The organism is Bordetella tumulicola (assembly GCF_054779135.1).
In genome coordinates this window covers 1,319,231-1,333,874 of sequence record NZ_BAAGYU010000007.1, presented here as the reverse complement: position 1 = coordinate 1,333,874, position 14,644 = coordinate 1,319,231, and the positions used below count along the sequence as shown (strand labels likewise).

Annotated in this window: 12 protein-coding genes; 5 read left to right on the top strand and 7 right to left on the bottom strand. The window is 60.1% G+C overall.

All coding sequences use genetic code 11. From position 1 onward, the window contains the following. Positions 1-57: 57 nt before the first annotated feature. From ACYVDM_RS14465 to ACYVDM_RS14455, 3 genes are all read right to left on the bottom strand, one after another. Positions 58-1,740 carry a hydantoinase B/oxoprolinase family protein gene (locus ACYVDM_RS14465; RefSeq protein ID WP_415792757.1) on the bottom strand — a complete coding sequence of 561 codons (1,683 nt, stop codon included), beginning with the start codon at positions 1,738-1,740 and terminating at the stop codon, positions 58-60. Between the two features lie 10 nt (positions 1,741-1,750). Further along, entirely contained in the window at positions 1,751-3,844 is a 2,094-nt protein-coding gene (locus tag ACYVDM_RS14460; RefSeq protein WP_415792758.1) for a hydantoinase/oxoprolinase family protein, read from the bottom strand. 189 nt (positions 3,845-4,033) lie between these two features. After that, entirely contained in the window at positions 4,034-4,756 is a 723-nt protein-coding gene (locus ACYVDM_RS14455; protein ID WP_415792759.1) for a FadR/GntR family transcriptional regulator, read from the bottom strand. 210 nt (positions 4,757-4,966) lie between these two features. Here ACYVDM_RS14455 and ACYVDM_RS14450 point away from each other — a divergent pair, with 210 nt between their 5' ends. The 3 genes from ACYVDM_RS14450 to ACYVDM_RS14440 all read left to right on the top strand — a co-directional run bounded on the left by ACYVDM_RS14450 (position 4,967) and on the right by ACYVDM_RS14440 (position 7,951). Then, the gene (locus tag ACYVDM_RS14450) at positions 4,967-5,959 is read left to right on the top strand and encodes a TRAP transporter substrate-binding protein (RefSeq protein ID WP_415792760.1); all 993 of its coding nucleotides are present in this window, start codon (positions 4,967-4,969) and stop codon (positions 5,957-5,959) included. A 110-nt stretch (positions 5,960-6,069) separates the two neighbouring features. Next, on the top strand, positions 6,070-6,579 hold the full coding sequence (locus ACYVDM_RS14445; RefSeq protein WP_415792761.1) for a TRAP transporter small permease: 510 nt from the start codon (positions 6,070-6,072) through the stop codon (positions 6,577-6,579). Between the two features lie 58 nt (positions 6,580-6,637). Further along, positions 6,638-7,951: a TRAP transporter large permease gene (locus ACYVDM_RS14440; protein WP_415792762.1), complete on the top strand. Its 1,314-nt coding sequence runs from the start codon at positions 6,638-6,640 to the stop codon at positions 7,949-7,951. 54 nt (positions 7,952-8,005) lie between these two features. Here the strand turns inward: ACYVDM_RS14440 and ACYVDM_RS14435 are convergent, their stop codons facing one another. From ACYVDM_RS14435 to gmk, 3 genes are read right to left on the bottom strand one after another with little or no spacing between them, the layout of a single operon-like run. Continuing rightward, on the bottom strand, positions 8,006-10,297 hold the full coding sequence (locus tag ACYVDM_RS14435) for a RelA/SpoT family protein (RefSeq protein WP_415792763.1): 2,292 nt from the start codon (positions 10,295-10,297) through the stop codon (positions 8,006-8,008). 22 nt (positions 10,298-10,319) lie between these two features. Then, on the bottom strand, positions 10,320-10,523 hold the full coding sequence (rpoZ, locus tag ACYVDM_RS14430; protein WP_415792764.1) for a DNA-directed RNA polymerase subunit omega: 204 nt from the start codon (positions 10,521-10,523) through the stop codon (positions 10,320-10,322). 36 nt (positions 10,524-10,559) lie between these two features. After that, a complete protein-coding gene (gene gmk, locus ACYVDM_RS14425) occupies positions 10,560-11,192 on the bottom strand; it encodes a guanylate kinase (protein ID WP_415792765.1) in 633 nt (210 codons plus the stop codon). Between the two features lie 116 nt (positions 11,193-11,308). On the opposite strand from gmk, the gene ACYVDM_RS14420 reads away from it, so the two are divergent. Further along, on the top strand, positions 11,309-12,082 hold the full coding sequence (locus ACYVDM_RS14420) for an SDR family oxidoreductase (protein ID WP_415792766.1): 774 nt from the start codon (positions 11,309-11,311) through the stop codon (positions 12,080-12,082). A gap of 119 nt (positions 12,083-12,201) precedes the next feature. Here ACYVDM_RS14420 and ACYVDM_RS14415 read toward each other — a convergent pair whose 3' ends face one another. Then, on the bottom strand, positions 12,202-12,834 hold the full coding sequence (locus tag ACYVDM_RS14415; RefSeq protein WP_415792767.1) for a C40 family peptidase: 633 nt from the start codon (positions 12,832-12,834) through the stop codon (positions 12,202-12,204). A 256-nt stretch (positions 12,835-13,090) separates the two neighbouring features. Here ACYVDM_RS14415 and ACYVDM_RS14410 point away from each other — a divergent pair, with 256 nt between their 5' ends. Continuing rightward, positions 13,091-14,584 carry an AMP nucleosidase gene (locus ACYVDM_RS14410; protein ID WP_415792768.1) on the top strand — a complete coding sequence of 498 codons (1,494 nt, stop codon included), beginning with the start codon at positions 13,091-13,093 and terminating at the stop codon, positions 14,582-14,584. Positions 14,585-14,644 lie beyond the last annotated feature (60 nt).

The window sequence follows — 14,644 nt, the reverse complement described above, 5'->3', positions numbered from 1 at the left end:
TCTATCCTGACTTTTGGGGCGCAGCGCACCGTGGATGTCGGGGCGCTTTTATGGCGATCAGCTATTGACCTCGGCATTCAGCTGTTCCGCTGTTAGACCGTAGTCCTTCAGCAGGTCGGCCTCGTCAATATAGCCATTGGCCAAGTCGTGGCGAAGCGATTCGCGATCACGCTCGGCCGGCGCACCAAACCCCCCGCCACCGGGTAATTCCAGCACCAGACGTTCACCCGGCGGGACATGCTGCGTGCCCTTGCCGCGCAAGATGGTGCCGTCGCTAAGCGAGACCTTACCCGGTTTACCCGATTGGCCGTTGGCCCGGCCACGTGCTGGATTACCGATGCGGTCGAACATGGCATTGAAGCGAAAGACATAGCCGTCGCGCGGACCCAGCTCCATTACTTGGCCCAGGCCGCCACGGTACCGGCCGGCGCCACTGGAATGCTCGCGCAATTCCTTGCGCCAGACGACGATGGGTCCCGTCTGCTCGGTGGCCTCGGCCGACATTGCGTGCACGCCACTGGGAAACGCGGTGGACGACAAACCGTCCAGCGTCGGACGGGCGCCGGTGCCGCCGCTGTTGAACATCAGAATCTCGGCCGGTGGAAGGTTCGCGTCGGGGTTTGCGGCGCGCGCGCTGACGTGCAGGTTCCATAGCGCGCCGGATCCTTCGGCAGGGATGCGTTCGGGCAGGAAATGGTGAAGCGCGCCCAGCACCAGGTCCGGCACGAAATGGCCCAAAACATGGCGTACCGCGACGGGGCTAGGGCGTTGCGCGTTCAGGATGCAACCCTCCGGCGCAATGGCGGAGAAGGGTGCCAGGGAGGCGGTGTTATTCGGCACCTCGGGTGCAATGACACACTTCAGACCGTAGCAGGCGTACGCCTTGGCATAGGCGAGAGGCACGTTAATACCGAAAGGGCTGGCGGGCGACGTGCCGTCGAAGTTCGCGACCAGGCCGTCGGCACCGACCTCCAGTTCGACCTTGAGGGTCACGGGCTGATCGTAGCCGTCCAGCGTCATTTCATTGGCGTATTTGCCTTTCGGCAGCGCCGCGATGCGCTCCAGCGTGGCGCTCAGGCTGCGTTCGAGGATAAAGCTGCCGATGCCTTCGAGATCGTTCAGCTCGAATTCGCGCAGCATCTCGAGCAGGCGGCGATGGCCGGTATCGTTGCACGCGGCCAGGGCATACAGGTCACCCACCACCTTGTCGGCCTCGCGGACATTGCTGCGCAGTATGGTGACCAGGTCACGGTTGATTTCGCCGCGCGTGGCGAATTTCATGATCGGTATGCATATGCCTTCCTCGTAAACCTCGCGGGCATCCGGTCCAAAACCTCGCCCACCGACGTCGACGACGTGTGCCGTCGCGGCGAAGTAGCCGATCAATTGGCCATTGAAAAAAGAGGGCGTGACGACGGTGAAGTCATGGAGATGGCCCGTGCCTTTCCAGGGGTCGTTGGTCAGGTAGACATCGCCTTCGAAGATGTTGTCGGGGCCGATGTCGGTGATAAAGGTGGGTACGGCGTCGGCCATCGTGTTGACGTGGCCCGGCGTGCCTGTCACGGCCTGCGCCAGCATGCGTCCCTGTTGGTCGAAGATCCCGGCCGACAGGTCGCCGGCCTCGCGTACGCTGGTGCTGAAGGCCGTTCGTATCAGTGCCAACGCCTGTTCTTCCACGACCGAGATAAGGCGGTTCCACATGACTTGCATGTGGATATTCTGCAGATTGTCGGTGCTCATGATCGGCTCCTTAGGCGGCGGTGTGTTTGCTTGAAACCAGGAGGCATCCGTCCGCTTGGACGATGGCTTCGAAAGACGCGGTGATCAACGTCGAGGTTTCACGCTCCACGACGATGGCCGGGCCGGCGATGCGCGTGCCGGGCAACAGGCCTGCGCGCTCAACGATGGCGGCATCCACCATTTGACGCAGCTTGGCATCGAAGATACGGCGCTGGCCGATGACGGTAGCCGTGGCGTTCGCATCGAGCAGCGCCAGGCGCTCAACCGGCGGCAGCGGCGAGCTGGCCTTGACCGCCCAACTGATGGCTTCGATGTCCAGTCCATCGATCGGGCGCCCAAAATAGCGGGTATAGGCAGCCTCGAAATCGGTGCGAAGCTGTGCCACATCATGTTCGGCAAATTCCGTGGTGTGCAGCATCACGGGGATTTCCCAACCCTGTCCGACATAGCGCATGTAGACCTTGGCCTCGACCACGGGGGACTCACTGGAGTCGCCTTGCCGCGCGAAGGTCATGGCCTCGTCGCGCAATTGCGCCAGCAGTTGATTGACGGCGGCGCAATCAAATTGCGTCAGGCGAACATTGGCGCTGCGTACGCTTTCATAACCGAAGGGTGATCGCAGAAAGCCAATGGCGGAGCCCACGCCCGCGCCAGGCGGCACCAGAAAGCGCTCAATGCCGGTCTTTTCGCACAAACGGGCGGCGTGCAGCGGACCCGCGCCGCCGAAGGTGATCATCGTGTACTTGGAGATCTCTCGGCCGCTTTCCACCGTGTGCACGCGTGCGGCATTGCTCATGTTCTCGTCCACGACCTCGGCGATACCGTACGCGCCGTCCTGAGCGGACAGCCCAAGCGGTTGCGCGACGCTGTTCAGCACGGCGGTCTGCGCGAATTCTGTCGACAAGGAAAACGATCCGCCGGCAAAGTTGTCGGGATCCAGTCGCCCCAGCAACAAGTCAGCGTCGGTGACAGTGGGATGTTCGCCACCGCGTTGGTAGCAGGCCGGGCCGGGCTCGGAGCCCGCACTTTGCGGACCCACGCGGATCTGGCGCATCACGTCCAATCCGGCGATGGACCCGCCACCCGCGCCGATCTCCACCATTTCGACGACGGGAATGGAGATTGGCATACCGCTGCCCTTTTTAAAGCGGTAGGTGCGCGCGACCTCAAAGGTGTTGGCGGTCTTGGGCGTCTGATCGTCGATCAGGCAGATTTTGGCAGTGGTGCCTCCCATATCGAAAGACAGTACCGAATCGAGCTGATAGCGTGCGGCAATGTGGGCGGCAAAGATGGCACCGCCAGCGGGGCCCGACTCCACCAAACGCACCGGAAAGCGCGACGCACTATCCACGGAAATGATGCCGCCGCCGGAATGCATGATAAAGACGGGGCAAGTGGCGCCGGCTTCGTGGATCTTGTGTACCAGCCGGTCCAGATAGGACTGCATCAGGGGCCGCACATAGGCGTTGGCGCAAACGGTATTAAAGCGTTCGAATTCGCGTAGCTGCGGTGATACCTCGGACGAGATCGAGATCGACAAGTGCGGCAGGCGCCGACTGAGCGCCTCGCGCATGAGATGTTCGTGCGCATCGTTGACATAGGCATGGATGAAGCCGATCGCCACGCTCTCGTAGCCGCCGGCCTCGATCCGCTCGACCAAAGCCTGGACGTCGGCCTCGGCAGGCGCGATCAACACATTACCGGATGCGTCGATGCGTTCGCGCAGCGTCAAGCGATCACGACGGTCGATCAGCGCAGGCGGCAGCTTGATATCCAGATCGTATTGTTCGAAACGGCTTTCCGAGCGCATCTCCAGCACATCGCGAAAACCTTCGGTCGTGATAAAAGCGGTGCGGGCACCACGACGCTCGATCAGCGCATTGGTCGCGAGGGTCGTACCGTGAATAATCAATCCCATATCCGACAGCGAGATGCCTGCGGCCTCGGCCACGTCTCGCAGGCCTTGAACGATAGCGCGCTCGGGGGCTTCGTAGTCGGTCAAGATCTTCGTGGAGTAGAGCTTGCCTGCAAGCTCGAGGGCAACATCCGTAAACGTACCCCCGATATCGACCCCCACACGGGCTTTCTGTTGCTGTGATGACACTGCGTTCTCCTGTGCACACAAGAAATTATGGCCATGGCACCGGCGCGGGCGTCCCGGGTCGGATGACATGAGCAGACACTAAAGCGACACTACATATGATGATACCTGTCATACAGGTGGTCAATCGGCGATTGTCTGAAAACAGAAAACGCCCTACGTTTCACCTTCGGCTTGCGGGTGGGCTGCTTGTCAAGGCTTGGTGGTCAGTCGCTTGCGGTAGCGGGCAACGCTTTCGCCGAGATGGCGGGCCATGGCGGTGCGTGCCGCCGTCGTATCGCCGCGCATGATGGCGGACATGATGGTGCCGTGCTCGCGGGCCGCGCGCTTTTCGTAATCACGCAGCTCTTGCTCGGATTTTCCCCGGTGCTTGATCTTCATGTCCAGTTCCATTTCTTTGACCGCGGATTTCAGCAGATGTGCGAAGTGCGGATTATTCGAGGCGCGAGCGATGGCCAGATGGAAATTGACATCCGCCTGCACGGCGCACGCAGAGTCATTTTCCGCGGCATTGAATTCGTCGAATGCCCGCACGATATCGGCCATATCCGTTGGGGTACGTCGTTCCGCAGCCAATCCGGCGGCCTCTACCTCCAGGCCGACCCGGACTTCCATGATGTGCAGCGCACGGCGATTGTCGGCGGGGCTTTGAATATCAAAGTGGATCGGCGGGTCATGGTCTTCGGCAACAAACACGCCCAGGCCTGGGCTGCTGATGACGCGGCCACCCAATCGCAGCGACGACATGGCCTCGCGGATCACCGTCCGGCTGACGTTGAACTCTTGGCATAGCGCTTGCTCGGAGGGTAGGCGCTCGCCGGGGCGGTAGGTCTGTGTGTCCAAGCGTTCAGACAGGGCCCGGATAACGACGTCGGTGAGTCGTGTGCGGGGCTTGCTTTGCTTTTTGCTATTCAAGTCACGGGCTCCGTGAATGCGGCGAAAAAGTACCCACTATAGGGAAAAACATGGTGCATTAAATCCTAAATTTGCACCAAACAAGTGATGTTAATTTTGAGTTGTATGACGGGAGGTGTATGAATACAATGAATCGCGAGTCGCGTTCAGCGCGCTGGGCGGCACATTGGAAACAGTATCTGTTCAAGATCAACTCATAAGGGGATTTCCATGCAGTTCTTACGCAAGCTCTTGGCCGTGGCACTCTGCGCTGCGCCCATGGTGGCCGCTTCCGCGGCAACGACCTGGACCATGGCCTCCGGCTATCCGGAGTCCAGTTTCCTGACCCAGAATATCCGCCAGTTCATCAAAGAGGTGGAAACCGAAAGCCAGGGCCAACTGAAGATCGACTTGCGCTCGAACGACACCCTGATCAAGCACGATGCGATCAAGCGCGCGGTTCAGGCGGGCCAGATCCAGGCTGGCGAAGTCCGCCTGGGTGTGTACGGCAATGAAAACCCGATGTATGCATTGGATGGACTGCCCAATATCGCCGCCAATTACGAAGAAGCTGCATTACTGACCGAAGCGCAGAAGCCGTACTTCGACAAACTGCTCAAGAAAAATGGTCTGCGCGCCATCACCTATGTGGCGTGGCCGGGGCAGGGCTTTTACACCAAGACACCGATATCGGGCCCTGAGGACTTCAAAGGGAAAAAGCTGCGCATCTATTCGCCGCCCACACAAAAAATGGGCGAAATGCTCGGCTTTCAGGCCACTATTCTGCCGTTCGCCGAGATATCGCAGGCATTTGCCACTGGGCTGATCGATTCGCTGTTCACCAGTGCACAAACCGGAATCGATACCCAGGTATGGGACAACTGCAAATACTTCATGTACACAGGTACCTTGCATAACAAGAACGTCATTCTCGTGAACGAGCGTGCGTTCCGTGCGCTGGATCCAGAGCTGCGCAAGATCGTGTTGGCAGCCGGCGAGCGCGCCACCAAACGCGGCTTCGAAATGAGCGAAAAGGCCGGCAAGGAAACGGTTGAAACGTTAAGCAAGAACGGCATGACAGTGACTGAGGCCGGCCCGGAGGTCCAGAAGGTATTGGCCGACGTGGGCAAGACCATGATGGACGATTGGCGCAAGAACGCCAGCCCCGAGGAACAAGAGGTGCTGGACAATTATTTGGCGGCCAAGGCCAAGGCGGCCAAATAGACCCATAGATGTTAAGCCCTGCCTGCGGCCCATTAACGGCACGCAGGGCTTAACAGCATGCGAAGCGCCATGCTTCGCTCGTCCCGCATCTTCTGGAGCTGTACAAGATTATGTTGAGGAAAATACTAGACGGCCTGTATACGGCTAGCGGCGTACTGGCCGCCGCGTTCCTGGCCGGCATCGGCATCTCCATCATTACGCAGATCGTCGGTCGCTCGCTCGGCTACACGGTCGATTCGACAGAGCTGTCGGGATTGTTCATGGCGGCTTCCACTTTCCTGGGGCTGGGCTATACATTCAAGGACGGTGGCCACGTACGTGTTGGCCTGATCATCAGTCGTCTGACCGGTGGTACGCGCAAAGCACTTGAGCTGTGGTGTTGCGTGGGTACCGCTTTGCTGATGGCGTTTATCGCGTGGCAGGCCGTGCTGTTTACCTGGCAATCGTACGAGTTTGACGATGTCAGTCCGGGGTTGCTTGCCATTCCGTTCTGGATCCCGCAATCCGCACTGGCGCTGGGGCTCATCATTCTGACGATTGCGCTCGTTGATGCCGCACTGGCTGTTGCTCGCGGCGAAGAGCCGAGCTACGACAAGAACAGTGACGCGGCGCTGGAATAGCGCATTCGCGGCCCTTGGTCGCGCGACCTGGCTCACACTCTTCACGCGGGAATAAAGCATGGATCAATATTCGACGGTGATCGCATCCGGGACGCTGCTGGTGGTGTTACTGGCGCTCTTGGCTAGCGGTGTTTGGGTAGCGGTTGCGCTATTGGCAATCGGCGTGGTGGGCCTGGCGGTATTTACTACCGCGCCAGTGGGGTCGCTGATCGTCTCCTCGATGTGGGACGCCAGCTGGGGTTGGCCGATGACTGCGTTGCCGCTCTTTATCTGGATGGGGGAAATCCTGTTCCGCACGCGCCTGTCCGAAGATATGTTCAAGGGGCTCGGCCCCTGGGTCAGTTGGCTGCCGGGCCGCCTGTTGCACGTGAATATCCTGGGCTGCGGCATCATGGCGGCGGTGGCCGGGTCTTCGGCTGTGACCTGCGCCACGGTGGCACGAATGAGCCTGCCCGAGCTAAAGAAACGGGGCTACGACGAGAAAATGATGATTGGCACCCTGGCCGGTTCCGGCACACTGGGCCTGATGATTCCGCCCTCCATCATCATGATTGTCTACGGCGTCACGGCCCAGCAATCGGTGGCGCGTCTGTTCATGGCCGGCATCCTGCCGGGCCTGTTGCTGATCGCCCTGTTCATGGGTTATGTGATGGTGTGGTCGTTGCTGAATCCGTCCAAGATTCCGCCGCGCGACCCCGCGCTGAGCCTTGGCGCCAAGCTACGGAACTCGCGCCGACTGATCCCCGTGATGCTGCTGATCGTCGCGGTTATTGGTGCGATCTACGGCGGGGTGGCCACACCCACAGAGGCCGCTACGGTCGGTGTGCTAGGTGCGATGGCATTGGCGAAACTGGGTGGCACCTTGTCACTCAAAAGCCTGGGCGACAGTCTGATGTCGGCGATGAAGATTTCGTGCATGATCTCCTTCATCGTGGCCTGCGCCGCCGTGCTGTCGATTTCGGTGGGATACCTGAACATCCCGCAGGTGCTGGCCGCCAAGGTCGAAAGCATGGCATTGTCGCCCTATATGCTGCTGGCCGTGCTGACGCTGTTCTTCCTCGTACTGGGCTGCTTTCTGGAAGGGATATCCATCCTCGTGCTGAGCAGTGCCGTGATCTTGCCGATGGTGCAGGCCGCTGGTATTGATCTGATCTGGTTCGGTATCTACATCGTCATCATCATCGAGATCGCGCAGATCACGCCACCCCTGGGTTTCAACCTGTTTGTGCTGCAGTCCATGACAGGGCGCGATATCTGGCAGGTTACCAAGGCATCTATACCGTTCTGCCTGCTCCTGGTGATCGCGATTTCGTTGATCACGATCTTTCCGGGCATCGTTACGTATCTGCCGAGCCTGATGCAACACGGCTGATCGATGAAATAAGGCTGACGCCTGAGACCCAGGCTGTCAGCCGCGGCCCAAGCGTCAACCTTTGACGCGAACGATCTTTTGCACCTGTGGCACGTGCCGGATGGCACGAATAACTTGCGCCAGGTGCTTGCGACTTTCGACCTGGACGGTCAGGTGCAGCGATACGGTGGAGACCGCATCGTCGTGCATGGTGATCTGCACGATGTTGGCATCGGTGGCCGTGACCTCGGCGGCCAGTCGGCCGAGCACGCCGCGCTCGTTGCGGGTGATGATATCCAGTCGCGTCGAGAAGTGCTTGGCCGTGTGGACATCCCAGGCCACGTTGACCCAGCGCTCGGGTTCCCGGGCACGCAGACGCACCGCAGTGGGGCAATCGGTCGTATGGACGACCAGGCCTTGACCCAGGCGCAAGCCGGCGATGATGGGGTCTCCCGGCAGGGGGCCGCAGCATGACGCCAATTGCACCGCCTGGCCCTCGCTGCCCTTGATCAGGATCGGGGCGCTGCGAGCCGAGGTGATTTCATCGACCGCGGCGGCCGTGGTCGCGACGATCTGATGTTCGGGTGCAAAGCGGCGCGCGACGACAGCGGCCAGGCGTTTGCCCAGGCCGATATCCGCCAGGATCTCTTCGCGCGAGGTCGCGCCCGTGCTGCGGGCGAGTTTCTGCCAGGCCGGGTCGTCCTTGGATGGCAGATTCAGATGCAGCTCTTGCAGGGCGTGCTCGAGGAGACGCTCGCCAAAGGCGACCGATTCTTCGTATTTGACCGTGCGCAGGTAATGACGAATCTCCGAGCGCGCACGACCGGTGCGGACGTAGTTCAGCCATTGCGCATTGGGTCGTGATGCGGGCGACGTGACGATCTCGACCACATCGCCGCTACTGAGCTCGGTGCGCAGGGGCACGAACTCGTTGTTGACCTTGGTGGCGACAGCCTGATTGCCGATGTCGGTGTGAATCGCATATGCAAAATCCACCGGTGTCGCGCCGCGCGGCAGCGAGATGATCTTGCCACGCGGGGTGAACACATAGACTGCGTCGGGAAACAGATCGACCTTGACGTGCTCCAGGAACTCGCCCGAGTCGCCGGTCTGGCTCTGGATGTCCAGCAGCGACTGCAACCATTGGTGCGTGCGCTTTTGCAGATCGTTGAGTGTGATGTCGACACCCTTGTACAACCAGTGCGACGCCACACCTGCCTCGGCGATGTGATGCATATCGCGTGTACGAAACTGGAATTCGACGGGCGTGCCATACGGACCCACCAGTGTCGTGTGCAGCGACTGATAGCCGTTGACCTTGGGGATCGCGATATAGTCTTTGAACTTGCCCGGCACCGGGCGGTACAACTGATGCAGGGCGCCCAACGCCAGATAACATTCGGGCAGCGTATGCACGATGACCCGGAATCCGTAGATGTCGAGCACTTCGGAAAACGATTTTTTCTGGTCGACCATCTTGTGATAGATGCCGAACAGGGTTTTCTCACGACCCGAGACCTCTGCCTCGATACCGGCAGCGGGCAGGGCGGCACGCACAGCATCGCTGATCTTGCCGATGACCTCGCGCCGATTGCCGCGCGCGGCAAGCACCGCTTTGTAAAGCACCTGATAGCGGTTGGGGTACATGGCCGCGAAGCAAAGATCCTGCAGTTCGCGAAACAGCACATTCAGGCCCAAACGATGTGCAATGGGTGCGTAGATCTCGAGGGTCTCACGCGCCACGCGGCGGCGCTTTTCCGGATTGACTGCTTCCAGCGTGCGCATGTTGTGCAGGCGGTCGGCCAGCTTGATCAGGATGACGCGGACGTCGCGCGCCATGGCCAACAGCATCTTGCGAAAGCTCTCGGCCTGCTGGTCGGCCTTGGTCGCGAAATCGAGGCGGTCCAGTTTGGATAGCCCGTCAACCAGCTCGGCCACCTCAGGGCTGAATTTTTCGGCCAGTTCGTGTTTGGGGACGTCCTGGTCTTCCATGACGTCATGCAGCAGCGCCGCGCATAGCGCGTTAGCGTCGAGTTTCCAGCCCGCGCAGATTTCCGTGACGGCGATCGGGTGTGAGATATAGGGTGCGCCGCTCGAGCGGAATTGACCCAGATGGGCCTGGTCGGCAAAGCGGTAGGCTTCGCGGACGAGCTCAACGTCTTTTTTGTCGAGATAGCTGCCGAGGATCTCGGTCAGGGGGGCGAACGAGGCGACGATCGAGGTCGGATCGGCCAGACTGACGTCGCCTCTCGTGTGGGAGAGTTCGACGGGTGAGTTTTTCTTGTCGGAGCGGCGTCCGAGTCGCGACCCTGCTCGCAACGCGGCGAGCAGGCCCGAAGAAGCGTACTTCAGCCGGGGAAAAGCCATATTGCTGCCCCCCAGGCCTGGATCAGCTCGGGACTTTACGCAGCATTTCCAGGCCGGTGTGACCGCTTGCGATTTCGCGCAAGGCGGTGACCGTGGGCTTGTCTTTGCTGTCGACACGCGGCGCGTGGCCTTGTGCGAGCTCGCGGGCGCGATAGGTCGCAGCCAGAGTGAGCTTGAAGCGATTGGGAATTCTATTCAGACAGTCTTCGACAGTGATGCGAGCCATGAATTACACCTGAAACGTGCTGTGAAAAGGGACGACTCAGTGGTCACCCGAAATGCCGAGCTGGGCAAACAGCTTTGCATGGCGGACAGTCTGAGACGAAAAACGTAGCCGGGCGGCGCTGATAATCTGAGACAACTCCGCCAAGGCTACGCTAAATTCTTGATTAATAATAACATATTCGCATTCAGGCGCATGGGCGATTTCCCCGCCTGCCGCCAGCAATCGGCGCGCGATAACGTGGGGTTCGTCCTGGCCACGCGCCTTGAGGCGATGCTCGAGTTCCTCGATGGAGGGCGGCAGAATAAAGATGCCGATGGCCTTGGGATAGCGCTGCCTGACCTGGCGCGCGCCTTGCCAGTCGATCTCAAGCAGGACGTCGTTGCCGAGTTGCGTGGCCTGATCGATGCGGTCGCGGGGCGTGCCGTAAAAATTGCCATGTACCTCAGCCCATTCCAGCAGAGCGTCGTCCGCGCGCAGTTGTTCGAATTGCTCGACAGTGATAAAGCGGTATTCGCGGCCATCGACCTCGCCGTTGCGCGGCGGTCGGGTCGTGCACGAGACTGACAAAACGATCGCGCTGTCACGGTCGAGCAGGGCCTTGACCAGGCTCGATTTGCCAGCGCCGCTGGGCGCTACCACCATGAACACATTGCCGGGGTGTTTTGACATAAATCGGTCACGCAAGCTGAGTAGGGAACGAAGAATAACAAATTCGCTCTATTATATTGACTCTCTGAGGCCGAGTCCCTGTGCCTGCGGACTTGGAGACTAATACGGAGAACAATATGCAGTCGAATGATCAGACAAGCGTTTCACCAGTCGCGTTGGTCACCGGAGCAGGCAGCGGTATTGGCCGTGCGGTCGCGCTCGAGTTTTTAGCGCAAGGCTTTCGGGTGGTGTTGGCGGGTCGCCGACGCGAGCAACTCGAGCAGACGCGTACCGCGGCGGGCGAAGATAGCGCGCGCGCGCTGGTTGTACCCACCGATGTCACCGACGAGCAGGCGGTGCGCGAGTTGTTTGACGAAACCCAGCGAGAGTATGGCCGGCTGGACGTGTTGTTCAACAACGCCGGTCGCAATTCTCCCGCCGTCCCCATCGAGGACCTGTCCGTGGAGCACTGGCGCGAGGTCGTCGATGTCAACCTGACGGGCATGTTCCTGTGCGCCCAGGCCGCCATTCGGTTGATGAAAGCCCAGCAGCCCGGCGGTGGACGCATCATCAACAATGGCTCGATTTCGGCGACGGCGCCAAGGCCGTTTTCGATCGCCTACACCGCGACCAAGCACGCCGTGACGGGCCTGACCAAATCCATTTCGCTGGACTGCCGCAGCTATGGCATTGCGTGCGGCCAGATCGACATCGGCAACGCGGCCACCGAAATGACGCAGCGCATGGCCGATGGCGTATTGCAGGCCGACGGTACGCGTCGCGCCGAGCCGCGCATGGATGTCTCGCATGTCGCGCATGCGGTCGTGTCGATGGCGAAACTGCCGCTGGATGCCAACGTGCAGTTCATGACCATCATGGCGACCAACATGCCGTTTGTGGGACGAGGCTGAGTTTCGCGTCGGGGCGCATCAGGCGCCAGAAACCCATCAGGGAGCCGATGGCTCCCTGATGGGTTTTTATGGCAAACAACTGGCGCGTCGCATGACGCGCGGGGTCGTTATTGATCGAATTACTGATCGATATTGACGTTTGCAACCAGACGGCCGACCGGCGCGGGTATCGGCGTATCGGGCGAAATCGCCTCGTCCATCTCGATATAACGGCGCGCCGTCACGTAGTGGCGTGACCAGTATTTATTGTCCAGGCTGTCGACGCGAACGGTAGAGCCACGCGTGGGGGCATGCACAAACTGGTTTTGACCAATATAGATGCCGACATGCGACACGCCACGACGACCGCGTGTCGCAAAAAACACCAGGTCGCCGGGCTGCAGTTCTTTTTTATTGATGTTCGAGCCCTCGCGGCGCTGTTCGCGCGCGGTGCGGGGTAATTCCAGACCCGTGATCTCTCGATACACAAACTGGGTCAGACCACTGCAATCAAAACCTGACTCCGGATCCTCGCCACCCCAAACATACGGGGTGCCCAAGGTGTCCAGGCCCGCGCGCACGACCATGTCGGGCAGGCTGGGCACCGTCAAGGGGTCGACCATGCGCAAACCCTGCACCGAAGCAAGAGCCTCGAGAGGCGTGCTGGCATGAGCGGGGGGGAGCCAAGACAGGCCAAGCGCTAAAAGCGGCGCGGCCAGGAATGAGGATAGAGCGGATAAATTCGGATGGATTTTTCGCGTCGGTGGAGTCATTGCGACACTTCAACTTTCGGAGTGGGGCGGGATGGCTGAGGGCATCAAGCCGGCGGAAAATGTGGTACGCAAACAACGCGACCGTGTGGCATTGTAACGCATTAACGGTTTTTTGCATTCCAGGGTTATTACTAACAAAATGCAGAAAGATTAAAGAAAAATGACAGCGGCTTCGCGGAGGATTGCGCTGTCATGGCACTTCTGAATTGTCGGCGTATGCTGTGTTCAGCATGCGATTTTCGGGAAAATGAAAAAAATGACAGTTGACTTTTCGATTGGCCTTCATAAATCTCCGCCGCCGCTGGCGTTTGAATCCTTTGATCAGGCTCAGGCCGCCGTTGATCGTTTGATGGAGATTTATGGGCGAAATACCGCCTATCTTCGAGCCGCATTCCAAGACGTTGTGAACGGTCGCGATTTACCCGGGCCCGTGCGGGCCTGCTATCCCGCCATTCGCATCCGGGTGACGACCTACGATCTTATTGATACCCGGCTCTCGTTCGGGCATGTGGCCGAGCCGGGTGTGTACCAGACCACGGTGACCCAGCCGACGCTATTTCGCGAGTATTACCTGGCGCAGATCGGCCTGTTGATCCAGAACCACCACGTGGCGGTCGAGGTGGGCGAGTCGGAGGTGCCGATTCCTTTGCATTTTGCATTCCCCGAAGGCGCCTATGTCGAGGGCGAGCGTCTGGAAGGAATGCGGCGGCCGTTGCGCGACCTGTTTGATGTACCCGCTCTGGCCGTGACTGACGACGCCATTGTGAATGGCTCGTGGCGCGGCCGGGAGGGCGAGCCGCGCCCCCTGGCGCCGTTTACCGCGCAGCGCGTGGACTATTCCCTGCATCGCCTGCAGCACTATACGGCGACGGCGCCCACGCATTTTCAGAACTACGTCCTGTTTACGAACTACCAGTTCTATGTGGATGAATTCTGCGCGCGCGCCCGGGCGCTGATAGCCGACGGCACAGGCGACTACGATGCGCTGGTCGAGCCTGGCAATCGCATCACGCGTCGAGGCGAGGCCGCCGCCAACCCGCCTTCGGGCGGGGCGCGGTTACCGCAAATGCCCGCGTACCACCTGGTGCGCCCCGATCATGCCGGCATTACCTTGGTGAATATCGGGGTAGGGCCGTCCAATGCGAAAACCATTACGGACCACATTGCCGTGCTGCGCCCCCACGCCTGGCTAATGCTCGGGCATTGCGCCGGGCTGCGCGATTCCCAGCGCCTGGGCGACTACGTGCTGGCGCACGGGTACGTGCGCGAAGACCACGTGCTGGACGACGATTTGCCCACCTGGGTGCCCGTGCCGCCGCTGGCAGAGGTACAGGTGGCGCTGGAACAGGCCGTCGAAGAGGTCGCAGGTCTGTCGGGCTGGGAGCTCAAGCGCATCATGCGCACGGGCACCGTTGCCAGTATCGACAACCGCAACTGGGAGCTGCGCGACCACACTGAGCTCGTGCAGCGGTTTACCCAGTCGCGCGCGATCGCGCTCGATATGGAGTCGGCCACCATTGCGGCGAACGGATTCCGGTTTCGCGTCCCGTACGGGACCTTGCTGTGCGTGTCAGACAAGCCTCTGCACGGCGAGTTGAAACTCCCCGGCATGGCTAGCGCGTTTTACCGGGATCAGGTCAACCAACATCTGGAAATCGGAATTCGGGCATTGGAGCTCCTGCGAGAGATGCCGCCCGAGCGCTTGCATTCACGCAAGCTGCGCACATTTATGGAAACCGCTTTCCAGTAAATAATTGGCACTTAAGTAGTATTATTAGTTAATAAACTACTTTAGTGCCATTTTTATATT

Coding starts and splice junctions, on each gene's coding strand:
- ACYVDM_RS14465 (WP_415792757.1), bottom strand. CDS start 1,740: ATGAGCACCGACAATCTGCAGAATATCCACATGCAAGTCATGTGGAAC.
- ACYVDM_RS14450 (WP_415792760.1), top strand. CDS start 4,967: ATGCAGTTCTTACGCAAGCTCTTGGCCGTGGCACTCTGCGCTGCGCCC.
- ACYVDM_RS14445 (WP_415792761.1), top strand. CDS start 6,070: ATGTTGAGGAAAATACTAGACGGCCTGTATACGGCTAGCGGCGTACTG.
- ACYVDM_RS14440 (WP_415792762.1), top strand. CDS start 6,638: ATGGATCAATATTCGACGGTGATCGCATCCGGGACGCTGCTGGTGGTG.
- ACYVDM_RS14435 (WP_415792763.1), bottom strand. CDS start 10,297: ATGGCTTTTCCCCGGCTGAAGTACGCTTCTTCGGGCCTGCTCGCCGCG.
- rpoZ (WP_415792764.1), bottom strand. CDS start 10,523: ATGGCTCGCATCACTGTCGAAGACTGTCTGAATAGAATTCCCAATCGC.
- gmk (WP_415792765.1), bottom strand. CDS start 11,192: ATGTCAAAACACCCCGGCAATGTGTTCATGGTGGTAGCGCCCAGCGGC.
- ACYVDM_RS14420 (WP_415792766.1), top strand. CDS start 11,309: ATGCAGTCGAATGATCAGACAAGCGTTTCACCAGTCGCGTTGGTCACC.
- ACYVDM_RS14415 (WP_415792767.1), bottom strand. CDS start 12,834: ATGACTCCACCGACGCGAAAAATCCATCCGAATTTATCCGCTCTATCC.
- ACYVDM_RS14410 (WP_415792768.1), top strand. CDS start 13,091: ATGACAGTTGACTTTTCGATTGGCCTTCATAAATCTCCGCCGCCGCTG.